At 35.7% G+C, this 14,548-nt stretch carries 16 protein-coding genes; 10 read left to right on the plus strand and 6 right to left on the minus strand.

Annotated elements, in window-relative coordinates; genetic code table 11:
* Positions 1-438 precede the first annotated feature (438 nt).
* Both CIL05_RS08300 and CIL05_RS08305 read left to right on the plus strand, forming a co-directional pair.
* Entirely contained in the window at positions 439-1,398 is a 960-nt protein-coding gene (locus tag CIL05_RS08300) for an NAD(P)H-dependent flavin oxidoreductase (RefSeq protein ID WP_095655064.1), read from the plus strand.
* Between the two features lie 14 nt (positions 1,399-1,412).
* Complete coding sequence (locus CIL05_RS08305; RefSeq protein ID WP_095655065.1) at positions 1,413-1,679, plus strand: UPF0223 family protein; 267 nt, start codon at positions 1,413-1,415, stop codon at positions 1,677-1,679.
* 37 nt (positions 1,680-1,716) lie between these two features.
* On the opposite strand, the gene CIL05_RS08310 is transcribed toward CIL05_RS08305, so the two are convergent.
* Positions 1,717-2,334 carry a YktB family protein gene (locus CIL05_RS08310; protein WP_095655066.1) on the minus strand — a complete coding sequence of 206 codons (618 nt, stop codon included), beginning with the start codon at positions 2,332-2,334 and terminating at the stop codon, positions 1,717-1,719.
* Positions 2,335-2,581: 247 nt separating this feature from the next.
* Here CIL05_RS08310 and CIL05_RS08315 point away from each other — a divergent pair, with 247 nt between their 5' ends.
* Together CIL05_RS08315 and CIL05_RS08320 are read left to right on the plus strand one after the other, a co-directional pair.
* Positions 2,582-2,770 carry a YkzI domain-containing protein gene (locus CIL05_RS08315; protein ID WP_095655067.1) on the plus strand — a complete coding sequence of 63 codons (189 nt, stop codon included), beginning with the start codon at positions 2,582-2,584 and terminating at the stop codon, positions 2,768-2,770.
* A 138-nt stretch (positions 2,771-2,908) separates the two neighbouring features.
* Positions 2,909-3,715, plus strand: coding sequence for an inositol monophosphatase family protein (locus CIL05_RS08320; RefSeq protein ID WP_095655068.1), 807 nt, complete (start codon positions 2,909-2,911; stop codon positions 3,713-3,715).
* 15 nt (positions 3,716-3,730) lie between these two features.
* Here the strand turns inward: CIL05_RS08320 and CIL05_RS22185 are convergent, their stop codons facing one another.
* The gene (locus tag CIL05_RS22185; RefSeq protein ID WP_165769088.1) at positions 3,731-3,895 is read right to left on the minus strand and encodes a DUF5325 family protein; all 165 of its coding nucleotides are present in this window, start codon (positions 3,893-3,895) and stop codon (positions 3,731-3,733) included.
* Positions 3,896-4,076: 181 nt separating this feature from the next.
* On the opposite strand from CIL05_RS22185, the gene CIL05_RS08325 reads away from it, so the two are divergent.
* Positions 4,077-4,391, plus strand: coding sequence for a YlaH-like family protein (locus CIL05_RS08325; RefSeq protein WP_095655069.1), 315 nt, complete (start codon positions 4,077-4,079; stop codon positions 4,389-4,391).
* A 25-nt stretch (positions 4,392-4,416) separates the two neighbouring features.
* Here CIL05_RS08325 and CIL05_RS08330 read toward each other — a convergent pair whose 3' ends face one another.
* Positions 4,417-4,620, minus strand: coding sequence for a YlaI family protein (locus tag CIL05_RS08330; RefSeq protein WP_095655287.1), 204 nt, complete (start codon positions 4,618-4,620; stop codon positions 4,417-4,419).
* Between the two features lie 180 nt (positions 4,621-4,800).
* On the opposite strand from CIL05_RS08330, the gene CIL05_RS08335 reads away from it, so the two are divergent.
* On the plus strand, positions 4,801-5,109 hold the full coding sequence (locus CIL05_RS08335; protein WP_095655070.1) for a YbyB family protein: 309 nt from the start codon (positions 4,801-4,803) through the stop codon (positions 5,107-5,109).
* A 161-nt stretch (positions 5,110-5,270) separates the two neighbouring features.
* Here the strand turns inward: CIL05_RS08335 and CIL05_RS08340 are convergent, their stop codons facing one another.
* Together CIL05_RS08340 and CIL05_RS08345 are read right to left on the minus strand one after the other, a co-directional pair.
* Positions 5,271-5,867, minus strand: a complete 597-nt coding sequence (locus CIL05_RS08340; RefSeq protein ID WP_095655071.1) for a YhcN/YlaJ family sporulation lipoprotein — start codon at positions 5,865-5,867, stop codon at positions 5,271-5,273.
* 130 nt (positions 5,868-5,997) lie between these two features.
* Positions 5,998-6,483, minus strand: coding sequence for a hypothetical protein (locus tag CIL05_RS08345; RefSeq protein ID WP_095655072.1), 486 nt, complete (start codon positions 6,481-6,483; stop codon positions 5,998-6,000).
* A 304-nt stretch (positions 6,484-6,787) separates the two neighbouring features.
* On the opposite strand from CIL05_RS08345, the gene CIL05_RS08350 reads away from it, so the two are divergent.
* The 3 genes from CIL05_RS08350 (at position 6,788) to pyc (ending at position 12,018) form a co-directional block, all read left to right on the plus strand.
* Complete coding sequence (locus CIL05_RS08350) at positions 6,788-7,069, plus strand: Fpa/YlaN family protein (protein ID WP_095655073.1); 282 nt, start codon at positions 6,788-6,790, stop codon at positions 7,067-7,069.
* Between the two features lie 336 nt (positions 7,070-7,405).
* Entirely contained in the window at positions 7,406-8,587 is a 1,182-nt protein-coding gene (ftsW, locus tag CIL05_RS08355) for a putative lipid II flippase FtsW (RefSeq protein ID WP_095655074.1), read from the plus strand.
* Complete coding sequence (gene pyc, locus CIL05_RS08360; protein WP_095655075.1) at positions 8,575-12,018, plus strand: pyruvate carboxylase; 3,444 nt, start codon at positions 8,575-8,577, stop codon at positions 12,016-12,018. Before ftsW ends, pyc begins: the two co-directional genes overlap by 13 nt.
* A 59-nt stretch (positions 12,019-12,077) precedes the next feature.
* Here the strand turns inward: pyc and CIL05_RS08365 are convergent, their stop codons facing one another.
* Complete coding sequence (locus tag CIL05_RS08365; RefSeq protein WP_095655076.1) at positions 12,078-13,055, minus strand: COX15/CtaA family protein; 978 nt, start codon at positions 13,053-13,055, stop codon at positions 12,078-12,080.
* A 527-nt stretch (positions 13,056-13,582) separates the two neighbouring features.
* On the opposite strand from CIL05_RS08365, the gene cyoE reads away from it, so the two are divergent.
* The gene (cyoE, locus tag CIL05_RS08370) at positions 13,583-14,521 is read left to right on the plus strand and encodes a heme o synthase (RefSeq protein ID WP_095655077.1); all 939 of its coding nucleotides are present in this window, start codon (positions 13,583-13,585) and stop codon (positions 14,519-14,521) included.
* Positions 14,522-14,548: the final 27 nt, after the last annotated feature.

A 14,548-nucleotide genomic window follows, 5' to 3' on the forward strand; every position in this document is an offset into this window, starting at 1 on the left:
CTTTCCGCGGGCACGGCCTCAGCCTCCTCGAGAAAACCACTCTGCGGGGTCTTCGGACACGTGCTATTCCCGCAGGAGTCGACTGCCCTACGCTCCAATCAACCGCCACAAAAGAGGATATCACCTTGTTTGATTCAATTGAGTAGCAAATCACTTTTTGAAGTTAAAAGCATATTGCCAGCGAAGTGTGTTTCCGTAGCGGTAAATTTAGCACATATTATCATTAATAGTTACTTCGCATTATATAGAAACGGCGAAGGTTAAAAAGCAACAAATGGTTTTGATGGGGCGAGCAGTGCGCAGTCACGGTATTTAGGTGGGGCGAATGAAGTGCAGTCCCAAAGTTTACGAAAAGAGCCAAAAATAATTGCGGTATTAGCCATCATTAACAAAAAAATGATAACATGGTTGTAACAATATTAGCTAGGGGATGAATATATGAAGTGGGAGAGCAGAGTGACAAAGCTATTGGGGATCAAATACCCCATAATTCAAGGTGGGTTGGCCTATCTGGCATATGCTGATTTAGCCGCTGCAGTATCCAATGCTGGCTGTTTGGGTCAAATAACAGCAATGAGTCTTCCGAATCCGGATAAGTTGCGAGAAGAGATTCAAAAGTTAAAAAAGATGACTTCTAACCCATTTGGAGTGAACTTCGCAATTGGTCAACATGGTCGCCCATTTGAACATATGGTGGAAGTGGCTATTGAGGAGAAGGTTCCTGTTATTTCTGTAACCGGTGGGAATCCGAAACCGGTATTGGATATGGTGAAAGATCATGATATTAAAAAACTTGTACTTGTTGCAGCAAGAAGGCAGGCCGAAAAAGCCGAAGAGTTAGGTGCTGATGCGGTCATGGTTGTAGGGCAAGAAGGTGGAGGTCATTTAGGACGTGCAGATACAGGAACACTCATATTAACTCCTCAAGTGGTTGATCATGTTTCCATTCCGGTAATAGCTTCAGGTGGGATAGTCGACGGCAGGGGAATGATGGCAGCATTAGCCCTTGGAGCTGAGGGAATTGAAATGGGAACAAGGTTTATTGCTACAAAGGAATGTATAGATGCACATCAAATCTATAAACAAGCGATACTTGATGCAGATGAAAATTCTACAGTAGTTATTAAACGTTCCATTGGTGCGCCGGCAAGAGCTTTAAAAAATTCATGGACAGATGAAATTCTAAATAAAGAAAAACTGGAGCAAGGCTATGAGTCACTAAAAGATTATATAAGTGGTGAAGCAAATAAAAAGTATATATATGAGGGCGATGGATTAAATGGTTTTGGTTGGGCAGGTCAAGGCGCAGCAAGAATTAATGATATCCCTGCAGTTGATGAATTAATACAATCAATAGTAAAGGAAGCCGAAGATATTAAAGGAAAATGGATAAAGTGAGGTGAAGCGGTAAAATGAGTTATCAGTATCCTATAGACGAAACCTGGACAAAAGAAGAAATTATTGATGTAGTTAATTTTTTTAGTTTAATCGAAAAAGCCTATGAGAAAACTATATCACGTTCAGATTTAATTGCGATGTATAGAAATTTCAAAGAAATTGTGCCATCTAAAAGTGAGGAAAAAAAGTTATTCTCGGAGTTTGAACAAACTTCTGGGTATTCCAGCTATCATGTGGTAAAAAAAGCAAGAGAATCAAATGAAAATAAAATTAAAATGTAGGGAAGCAGCACCTAACTAGAAGGTGCTGCTTTCAGGCTTATTTAGAGCCTAATGCCTTTTGATATAATGGAATCAATGTATGAAAGGTATTTTTAGCTGTTTCTAAAAACAGCTCACCATCTGTAAGCCGCTCATCACCAATAGCTAGATGCTGGCCGATGAGAAACTCCGCTTTTTTCACATCCCGAAAACGCTCCACATCTTTCAGTTCTAAGTCTTTTAATGGGATGGAATCCTTTTTCATATGATCAAGGGAAACGACATACTGATCTGGAAGTTGCTTTATTTCATCAAAACTTTTGACAAATGACTTTGCAATCTCTTTTTTGTAATCAAGTTCATATATTAATGCCAGCCAAATAAAGACATGATCATCAAATACTCCAACCTGGAAATGTGGATGTTTTTTATAACCTCTTTTATTATCCGCTATTGCGAGCCAAGTGTCCTTTGGAGGATTAACAGTTCTTCTTGCATGTTTTGCAATATGTAAAAATACTTCGTTACCAAGTTGTGCAGATAAATAGTCGGTTAAATAACTCCCAATTTCCTGAAATTTAGGCTGTATTCTTGTTTGTATTGCTTCCATTCTCGCATCTAAACCATCTATTGAAAAGGTTTCAAAATCATTTTTTTCAAATCCTTGAAATACCATGTGTTCCATCCTTCCTATTTTTAAATCAATCTACATTATAATGATTATTATTAAGTAAAAAACGAAACCAGTCAAGCTTTAACGTTTATGTTGTTGTAACTTATATAAAACATGTTTAAAAATAGCTGACTTTGGGGAATGTTATAAAATAACCAGTTGATTTTTGAGAAAATATTGAACCAAATCGAAATATTAGTCATAAATATATAAAAGGTGTTAAAAAACCACCTGAAAGGTTGTGAATAAATTGAAATATGTAATGGAGGCACTAAGACGGAAAGAAGCTCAGGAAAAGCTGCCAGTGATACGTATGGAAATTGATTATGAACTCGTTACATTATATGATGCGATGCAGGCGAAGGACAAAGTACAAATTATTAAAGCAAAAGAAAGGTTACAGCAATTAAGAGCTCAATTACTTGAGATAGATGAATAGGTCGAACATCTGACCCCAAATTATACACATTAAATTTTAATGTACATAATTTGGGGTCATTTTGTTCAACATGTATACAATGACTATCATCCTTCTATTTGATACAATGAGTGCAAGTTTAATATTGGAGGATGACAGATGAATAACGAGAGAAGAGAGACGATTTACAACCAAGCAAAAGAATGGATTTTACAAGCAGGTACAACTATTAGAGAAAAAATTAATGATCCATTAGTTGTTAATACAAAGTCAAATCCAAATGACCTTGTAACAACAATGGATGAAGCCACGGAGTCTTTTTTTGTATCCAGGATAAAAGATACTTTTCCGGATCATTTTATAATAAGTGAAGAGGGGTATGGTGATAATCTCAAGTCACTGGATGGAACAGTCTGGATTATTGATCCAATTGATGGAACAATGAATTTTGTACATCAAAAAAGGAATTTTGCTATATCTGTAGGTATTTATCATGATGGGATTGGGGAAATAGGTTTTATTTATGATGTGATGTCTGATGTTCTGTATAGTGCGAAAAGAAATGAAGGTGCTTACAAGAACGATGTGAAATTAGCTCCTCTCAAGAAAGAAATAATTCCAGAAGAGGCGATATTAGGCATGAACCATTTTTGGTTGTGTGAAAATCGTTTGGTCGATGAGATTACGATGCAAAAGTTAGTGAAAAAGGTACGTGGTACTCGGACATATGGATCTGCAGCATTGGAATTTGCGTACGTGGCAGAAGGGATTATCGATGGGTATTTAACAATGAGTCTTTCTCCATGGGATGTTGCTGCAGGAATCGTAATTGTTAATGAGGTTGGTGGAGCAACAACTAATATTGATGGGGTTCAGGTTAATATGCTGGAAAAAAACTCTATTTTTGCCTGCAATTCCGATCTCCAGAAATATATGCTGGACTTTTTGCAAAAAGGAAGAAAGTGACTCTTTAATTAGAAGTCACTTTCTTTTTAATGATATTCCATACCCCATAAATGCAAATCCAAGGATAATAAATAATAATACGAACCAAATATTTCCAAAAGCGATTGCTATGCCTACACATAAAAACATTGCTATTACAGTTATAGCTAATAGCAGCATAGGGAAATTTATATTTTTCATTAGAACACCCCTGTTTCTATTCATATATTATATATGACTTTAATAGTTTGATCAAAAATATTATTTCACAAAAGAAGCATTGGTTTAACTAGCGCGGGGAGCAAAGATTTAGTATGATAATACAAGAGTTTTCTTTTTCTTTTGTAGAGGTTACACATATAGTTAGTAATGGGGGATACAGATGGATACGGACTTCAATCTTTTATTTGATTTTATTTTGGAGATAAATGGTACAGATAATATTTATTGGATTTTCTATGTTCTTAATTTTATTTTTGGGGCGATATCTTTTAAATTGGGATTTGCGAGAGAATTACCACTTTTGAAAAATATATTTGTATATATTATGCTTGGAGTAGGAACCTTAATTGTAACGATTTTCAGTATTTTTAAAATGCCGATTACAGAAAGTTTGATCATTGTAGCGGTTGTATTGGCTATTTATAGATTCCGCTTATATAGGCAAAGAAAAGTAAATCAGGAAAATGTTAATTAAAAAACGCCCTCACTGGGCGTTTTTATTATAAAAGATCATCTTTTTGTTTTTTTTCTTCATATAATCGAAACTTTCCTGTGGCATGACGCTGTTTTGTTCTATATTCAATTCGCTCATAACATGTTTGACATAAATACATATGAATTTTACGATTTCTTAAGCGTTTTGCTTGAAGGGAGTAATCTTCAATTGCTTCGATATTATCACAAATAACACATTTCACCTGCATGTTTTTCACCTCTGTATTTGAAATAAATATATGTTTTGAATAATAGTTTTTATAATACATGTCCTCTTATATTTCTAAATTGTAACATAACAGGGATATATATTAGAAACAATCTAATGTTTTATAAAAAAAAATCAGGGAAACATATATATATAAATGATAAATTGAAAGGGCGATTCGATGAAAAAAAGGTATATTATTTCAGCAGTTGGAGCGGCTGGAGCCACTGCTGCAGGGATTTTTTTGAATAACAAAGATAATAGGAATAAAATTAAAGAGACTGCAAAAAATGTCTCGAATAAGGTGAAAGATTATAGGAACGGTACTAATACAGCATTTGAAGATGCGGGTGTTCCGGATCAATCAGCAGACAATGATCTTGCACAATTGGAAAATGCCAAAATGGTGTCAGAAGGGTCGCAATTCGGTGTACAATATTATAATGAAAATAAGGAAGAAAACACGAGCGAAAACCAGCAAAACAGTTAATTGAGTGGCTAGTACAGCGCTCCGGAAACACATTAAGCGGTCCCTAGGGCTGCTGGTGAGCCTCCTCGTGCTACCCGTCTTTAGGGGTCTCACCGTAAAAGAGTCAAAAAAATAAAAGTGGTGCCCAAGATAATCGGGGCACCACTTTTTTCGGTTTTCTTCTATTCATCTTGATGATTGGATTGTTCTCCTTCAATTTCATCTAATTTCTTTTGGTCTTTTTCAGGGATAATTTCTTTATTTTGATCAGGTTCTTCCGCAGGATCCTCATCAATCGGGAAGTCAGGCATATATCGCCCAACAATTGCTGATAGTTCATCTACAACTCCTTGAACGGGATGACCTTGCCTAATTTTATTTCCCATCCCCCGTAGTCTTTCTGTTACATCAGCATCTGCAACTACAACTGCTGTTTTCCCATAAGGATCATGCTGCAAAGCTTCTAATACAGAATATTTAATAGTACCAACTCTTGAACGGTCTAAATCCTTATCTACATCAATCCCGACCACTGCATAGGGGCCTGCTACAACACCGGCAGCATTATTCACATTTGGCACTTCACTTGCCAAATTAGCCAAATGGTCAGCGATTTCCCCATTATTTAAATTTTGCTTCTCTGTTGGGTCTGAATTCTTGACCTGTACGATTCGATCATTATTTTTTTCTTTTGTTGACAATGAATTTTCTTCTTCTTGTTGACAGCCAATTAGAAATAGAAAACTAACAAAAACAATGATACTTATACGAAACTTCATTTAGCATTCCTCCTAAATAACATCAGGTAGGCTTATTTTGGATAGAATACAGTAAAATATACAAAGAAAAGTAGAGCTTCCAGGAAAAAGCAAAACAGCTGCTACGATTGTAACAGCTGTTTATTCTAAATTAGTTTATAATTACTTTACCTATGTTTTTAATTGGGTGTTCTTTGTTGGAACCGTCTTTATAATATAAATGTACTGGCCCATCTTCTTTTAATGGCTTGCCATCAACAGCAAATAGAAAGTAACTGTTTTGAAAGGCGGGTAACGAAATAGTAACTTCTTCGTCTTTTAATACTAATATAACGTCTTTGGCATCTGATTTTACTTCAGCATTTGCTATAAAATCATCAAGTGGCATTACATAGGAGCTTTTAAGAATCTTTTCCCTTTCAAACCGCTTAATACTTCTGTTAACTGGTGGTTTACTTATTTGGAAAACTTCTTTATTGAACCGGTTAGCAGCTTTTTCCAGTTCATCAATTTCTTCATTTTCATCCATTTTTTCTGTGAATGCATCCTCCAGTAATATTTTTCTATCATCAAAAATCCATACAGTAGGATCCAATGTTATTGGATATGTAACATTACCTGTCATTGGTACGATCATATTTTTTCACCTCTTTAAAGTATATCTTAACTAGTGTGTGCTCATAAGAAGGATAAAAGGGAACGAGATCCTCTAAGTTCTCAGGGAGGTTCACTCGCTAGTCCCGCCGAAAACTTTTGTGCACCTGAAGTTCGATATGTCATTTTTACCAGACTATTTGAACAACCTTTACTAAGAATAGCAGACCCGTTTAAAAAAATCATTCGTTAAGAATTAAAGTTTCTTATTATTTTATTTGCAATTTCTTCTTTCTAACGATAATATAAGATAGAAGAAAGTCTTTTCAACGGAGGGGATATATTTGATGCCTGAGGTGACAATAAATCATCGTGAAAAAGCCCACGCCCTTCTTAAGGCTGATGCTGATAAAATTTTACGACTAATAGAAGTGCAAATTGAAAATTTAACAATGCCGCAATGTCCTGTGTATGAAGATGTTCTTGATACACAAATGTTCGGCCTTTCCAGAGAGATTGATTTTGCAGTACGTTTGAATTTAATCAGTGAAATTGAAGGTAAAGCTCTTCTTGAAAACTTAGAGAAGAAGCTTAACATACTGCATGAAGCAGCGCAAAATTCCCTGTAACGTATAGGTTCATGTGTATTGGCGTTATTCAACTACAAGCAAAACTTTGCCGGCATGTAAAATGGCAAAGTTTTTTTGTTTACTAAGAAGAAAAAGAACTGGGTTTATGTTAGAGGAATCACTCAGATCACCGGTTTCGGAAAGCTTGACATGGAACGGTGTCTTTGGCTATACAGAACTTAAAAATTATACCTTAAAAAACCATCAAAAAAATAGATGAAAAATGAAATGCACTTTCATAAAACTGAAATATAAGATATATCTCAATGGATGTGTTATACTAGTTAAAATTTTTAATTTCATCTTTACTTAAATCATAGAGTGGGGAGAAGTAAGATGATAAAGAAACTAAAGAACTACGATTTTACATTAATCATTACACCAATACTTTTAACTGCCTTTGGAATTGTTATGATCTACAGTGCGAGTATGGTATTTGCCGTTGTACAAGGCCATGAAAGTACATATTATTTAGTAAGACAATCTATATGGTTTTTAATTGGGGTGGCAGCATTCTTATTTTGCAGTATTTTTCCCTACAAGTATTATCAAAAATTAATGAAATTTATAATTTTAGGTGTTGTTATATTATTGGTTTCTGTACTGATTTTTGGTAACGATGCTAATAATGCCAGGTCCTGGTTTGTTCTTGGACCTCTGAGTTTACAGCCGGCAGAATTTGCAAAATTAGGTTTAATTTTGTATTTGGCTTCTGTTTATTCCAAGAAACAAGCTTATATAAATGATTTCGGTACAGGGGTTTTACCTCCATTAATTTTAACATTTTTCATTTTAAGTTTAATCGTCTTACAGCCTGATATTGGTACTGCTGCCATAATATTTTTAATTGCATGTTCTGTCATATTCAGTTCAGGTATTCGTTTCAGGCACTTATCACTACTTGTAAGCCTCGGTGTCGGGTTGATTCTTCTGATAATTCCTTATATGATTACAGATGAACGAATTTCCAGATTTACAGGTGCTTATCAGCCTTTTCAAACACCTAATTCTGACGGGTACCAATTAATCCAATCCTATTTGGCTATCGGAGTAGGTGGAATTACCGGTGAAGGATTAGGGCAAAGCGTTCAAAAATTGGGTTATTTAATGGAGGCCCATACTGACTTTATTATGGCTATCATTGCTGAAGAACTTGGTTTTATTGGTGTATTTATTGTAATTGGAATGTTGGCAATAATAGTGTTAAGGGGTATTTTTATTTCAAGAAAATGTCAAGATAGTTTTGGAGCCCTATTAGCTATTGGCATATCTTCTATGGTAGGTATTCAAGTTTTTATTAATTTGGGAGCAATTAGTGGTTTACTTCCTATTACAGGTGTCCCTCTTCCTTTTGTTAGCTATGGAGGCTCTTCGCTTCTGGTATTAATGCTATCAATGGGGATTTTAAATAATATAGCAATGACTGTTAAAAAGAAAGAAAATGAAACAGTCGAACCAATACAAAAAACAGAATCAGCTTTTAATTACAACAGAGGAGGAAAAACATGGCAGAACTAAATCAAATAAATAAGGTACTTGTTGCAAACAGAGGGGAAATTGCTATCCGTGTATTCCGCGCCTGTACAGAGCTTAACATACGTACGGTTGCACTTTATTCAAAAGAGGATACAGAAGCATATCATCGTTTTAAAGCAGATGAAGCGTATTTAATAGGAAAAGGAAAAAAACCTATAGATGCATATTTGGATATTGAGGGCATTATTGAACTTGCGAAAAATGTAGAAGTCGATGCCATACATCCTGGGTACGGTTTCTTATCGGAAAATATTCATTTTGCAAAGCGTTGTGAGGAAGAGGGCATCATTTTCATTGGACCTACCAGCGAACATCTGAATATGTTTGGAGATAAGGTGAAGGCCAGAACTCAAGCTGTAAATGCGGGAATTCCTGTTATACCTGGTACTGACGGTCCTGTTTCGTCTGTAGCGGAAGTAGAAGCTTTCGGCAGAGAACATGGTTTTCCAATAATCATTAAAGCATCGCTTGGTGGCGGTGGTAGAGGTATGCGGATTGTCCGCAATGAAAAAGGTTTAGCCGAGGCTTATGATCGTGCGAAATCCGAAGCGAAAGCGGCCTTTGGCAATGATGAAATTTATGTGGAAAAACTAATTGAAAATCCAAAGCATATTGAAGTACAAATTATTGGTGATAACGATGGAAATATTGTTCATCTTTATGAAAGAGATTGTTCTGTACAGCGCAGGCATCAAAAAGTTGTTGAAGTTGCTCCAAGCATGTCTTTGTCAGAAGAACTTCGAATTGAAATATGTGACGCCGCAGTTAACTTGATGAAAAATGTGAATTACATAAATGCAGGTACTGTGGAGTTTTTAGTGACGAATGAAGAATTTTTCTTTATAGAAGTAAATCCTCGTGTACAAGTGGAGCATACAATTACGGAAATGATTACAGGTGTTGATATTGTTCAAACACAAATTAAAGTGGCAGAAGGCCAAAATCTGCATGATAAGTCAATTGGGATCCCTGATCAGGATCAAATACAAACGAATGGATATGCGATCCAATCACGTGTAACTACAGAAGATCCTTTAAATAATTTCATGCCTGATACGGGTAAGATTATGGCTTACCGTACAGGTGGTGGGTTTGGTGTTCGCTTGGATGCCGGAAATGGATTTCAAGGGGCAGTCATTTCACCACACTATGATTCATTACTTGTTAAAGTTTCTACATGGGCATTATCTTATGAGCAGGCTGCACAAAAAATGGTGCGAAATTTAAAGGAATTCAGAATTCGTGGAATAAAAACAAATATACCTTTCCTGGAAAATGTAATTATGCATGAACAATTTTTAACAAGTCAGTATGATACAACGTTTATCGATAAAACACCTGAATTGTTTGTCTTCCCAAAACGAAAAGACCGTGGTACTAAGATGCTGACATATATTGGCAACACAACGATTAATGGTGTTGAGGGAATGGCGAAAAAAGAAAAACCTTCATTCGATGAATTGATTTTACCTAAAATTGATAGATTAGAAGAAATGCCAAGGGGAACAAAACAGATTTTAGATGAACAGGGACCTGAAGGCTTAGCGAAATGGTTGAAGGAACAGGATGAAGTAATGCTTACAGATACTACATTCCGTGATGCTCATCAATCATTACTCGCGACAAGAGTACGTACAAAGGATTTGCTGCAAATAGCTGAACCAACTGCAAGACTTTTGCCAAATCTATTTTCAGTAGAAATGTGGGGTGGAGCAACATTTGATGTAGCTTATCGCTTTCTGAAAGAAGATCCCTGGGAGAGACTGCTTAAATTAAGAAAGAAAATGCCAAATATTTTATTCCAGATGCTTTTACGTGCAAGTAATGCTGTTGGATATAAAAACTACCCAGATAATTTAATCAATGAATTTGTTGAAAAAAGTGCGAATGCAGGTATTGATGTATTCCGTATTTTTGATAGTTTGAACTGGGTAGAGGGTATGAAGCTGGCAATTGAAGCAGTTAGGGAAAATAATAAAATTGCAGAAGCATCAATGTGTTACACAGGAGATATTCTTGATGTTGGCCGATCGAAATATGATTTGGATTATTATAAAAACCTAGCAAAAGAACTTGAAAATTCTGGTGCACATATCTTAGGTATTAAAGACATGGCTGGTTTATTAAAGCCTGAAGCTGCATATCAATTAATTTCAAGTTTGAAGGAAACCATTGATCTACCTATACATCTTCATACACATGATACAAGTGGTAATGGCATTCATATGTATGCTCGTGCTATTGAGGCCGGAGTAGATGTGGTGGATGTTGCTGCAGGTCCAATGGCAGGTCTAACGTCACAGCCTAGTGCGCAGACACTGTATCACGCACTTGAAGGTGCAGGAAGACAGCCCGAAATAAACGTAAATTCCTATGAAAAACTATCCCATTACTGGGAAGGCATAAGAGAATATTATCAGGATTTTGAGAGTGGAATGAAGGCACCACATACTGAAATTTACGCTCATGAGATGCCTGGAGGACAATATAGTAATTTAAAACAACAGGCAAAAGCTGTAGGTCTTGGGGATCGATGGAATGAAGTGAAAACAATGTTCCGTCAAGTGAATGACATGTTTGGTGATATTATTAAGGTTACACCATCTTCTAAAGTAATTGGAGACATGACTTTATTTATGGTGCAAAATAATTTAACCGAAGATGACATTTATGAGAATGGAGAATCAGTTGATTTTCCGGATTCTGTTGTAGAGTTTGCCGAGGGGTATATCGGTCAGCCATACCAGGGCTTTCCACAGGAGCTTCAACGAATTATTTTAAAAGGCAGAAAACCTATTAAAGTTCGTCCGGGTGAATTATTAAATCCAATTGACTTCATGCATTTGAGAAACTCTTTATTTAATTCACTTGATCGACAGGTTACAAGCTTTGATTTGATATCACATGCATTATATCCGAAAGTGTTCATGGATTATCATAAATTCTGTGAAAAATATGGTGATGTCTCGGTATTGGATACACCAACATTCTTTTACGGGATGAAGCTTGGGGAAGAGATAGAAGTTGAAATTGAACAAGGTAAAACGTTGATTGTGAAATTAGTTTCCATTTCGGAACCAAAAGATGATGGGACACGCGTAATCTACTTCGAATTAAATGGACAGACAAGGGAAATTGTTGTGAAAGATGAAAGTATTGAATCACAAATAGCAAGTCGTCCAAAGGTGGATAAAGGAAACAACAAGCATATTGGTGCTACTATGCCAGGGACGGTAATAGAAGTTAATTGTGCTAAAGGAGACGAAGTAAGCAAAGGGGATTATTTATTAATCACGGAAGCTATGAAAATGGAAACTACTGTTCAAGCTCCTTTTGCGGGTGTGATTAAAAATATACACGTCAGTAGTGGTGAAGCAATATCTGTGGATGATTTATTAATTGAATTTGAATAAAATGCATATAAAAACAGGCAGCGGAGATAAAATATCTTCGCTGCCTGTTTTGTTTTGCCTTATTCAACTGAAGCAATTGTCTTTGTTTCATTTAATTTCTCTATTTTCTCATTGTCCTGCATTTGTTTTTCGTATTTTGCACTCCGTGTAGAGAGTAGTACGAAATAGCTCAGCATGCCGAAAAAGCAGGAAATGACGAGTGCATGCAGTAAAGCGATGCCCAGATTTAACAAGGTGAATATGATCATAGCACCGAAGAAAACCTGTGAAACAATTAAAGAAACTGCGGTGATCCATCCCCAGTACATTATTCGGCTGTTTCGATAATTCTTCATCATCTTTATAAATAAAAGAATTGTCCAAATGAAAAGAATGCCTGCCGCTAGACGGTGTCCCATTTGTATCCATTGCTCAAAGCTGTAATCTGAAAATGCGAGTGGTGAGCTGTTTGTACAGAAAGGCCAATCTGAGCAAACCATATTTGCCTCGGTATGTCTTACCAATGCACCTGTATAAACAACGAGCATGGTATAAATCGATAGGGCATAGATTTCGATGCGATGTTTTTTGCGAATAAATAATGATTTTGCATCAAACTTCTTATCGATCTCAAATATAAGCAGCATCAGCAGAAAGACGGAAGCGAATGAAATCAATGAGATTCCAAAATGTGCGGCCAATACAAAATCAGATTGACCCCATAGCACAGCAGCTGCCCCAATTAATGCTTGCAGCACTAAAAAGAAAACAGATAGAAATGACAGGAATTTCACTTCACGAATATGTCCAATTTTTTTCCAGGCTATTATTGATAATGCTACTACAACTATACCAACGATACCAGTAACCATCCTGTGACTTAACTCAACAACTAATTCAAAGGTAATTACTGATGGTATAATTTCTCCCTCACATAATGGCCAGCTATTCCCACAACCATCTTCAGAGCCTGTTTTTGTTACAAGAGCTCCACCAAGCAAAAGTAGCAGCATACTGATCGTAGCGACTACGGATAACCATTTTAAATGTTTAATCATTGTACAGCCTCACTTCATGATGATTAAGTATAAATTATACTATTATACACATTAGTTTAATAATAATATTATCTTGTAATAATTTGCAATGAAATATGTGCAGAAAGTGATAAATGACACACAATTGTTATACTAACATGATTTATTACTATTTTCACTATGTAAACTATAAAAAACTCTTGCAAAGTTGGGCGTAGTTTGCTAGAAATAGTGTAGGGGATATTTGTTATGCTTTATATCACTATGCCTAATTTAGCGGTTGTACTACATAATTACATTTTACTTACGAAGGGCAATGTTGTTTTTGTTTGTTTTAAGTACTTCTTTCACAATTTTGTCATAATTGAAAGGCTTAGCCCAAAGTAAAATAATGCCGGGTAGTTAATTAGATTGTAAAACTATTCCATGATACAATTGGTGTTATACTCAGGGATACTTTAGGGGATATTAGTAATAATTTATATGAATATCAAGTATATACCTTGAACTTATAATGCCTTTTCACTGGATTAGAAGGGGGGATGTAGATGAACGAAGTGGACACATCTTCGTCACAGGTGATTAGCAATGCTGCTCTTCCAAAAGAGAAAAGCACTACACTAATTGCTGATTTTAAGGCATTAATTAAAATAGGAATCGTTAATTCCAATTTAATAACTGCTTTTACAGGATTTTGGTTGGCACTTCATTTTACTAATGCTTCATTAATTGCACATTGGGATATTCTATTACTGACGATGGCTGGAAGTGCATTAGTAATTGCCGGTGGATGTATCCTGAACAATTGGTATGACGTTGACATTGATCCGGTTATGACCAGAACAAAGAGCCGTCCAACTGTTACAGGCAATATTTCACTTAATACTGCTTTGTTACTGGGTATCGGGTCAACAGCAGTTGGTTTAATCCTTTTATTATTCACTACAGTGCAGGCAGCTTTAATTGCATTCTTTGGATGGTTCGTTTATGTGGTATTATATACGATGTGGTCAAAAAGAAGATACACACTTAATACTGCAATTGGAAGCTTTTCCGGAGCTGTACCACCATTAATTGGATGGGCTGCAGTAGATCCCAATCTTCATATCGTCCCTGTAGGGTTGTTTCTGGTCATGTTTATATGGCAAACTCCGCACTTTTTGGCATTAGCAATGAAGAAAACGAAGGAATATAAAGCAGCAGGGATTCCAATGCTTCCGGTAGTACATGGCTTTAATTTTACAAAACGTCAAATTGTTGTATATATTGCTTGTTTACTGCCATTGCCTTTTTACCTGGCATCACTTGGTACAGTATTTGTCGTAATTGCTACTTTGTTAAACATTGGTTGGTTAGTATTGGGTATTAGAGGATTTTTTGTAAAAAATGATTTAAAATGGGCAAACATGATCTTTATTTATTCATTAAATTATCTAACCATATTATTTCTTTTGATGGTTGTTGTTACGTTGCCTGTATTTAGTTAATTTTGTCCTTAAATAAATAAAAATATA

The organism is Virgibacillus profundi, assembly GCF_002287375.1.
Classification (GTDB): domain Bacteria; phylum Bacillota; class Bacilli; order Bacillales; family Amphibacillaceae; genus Virgibacillus_K; species Virgibacillus_K profundi.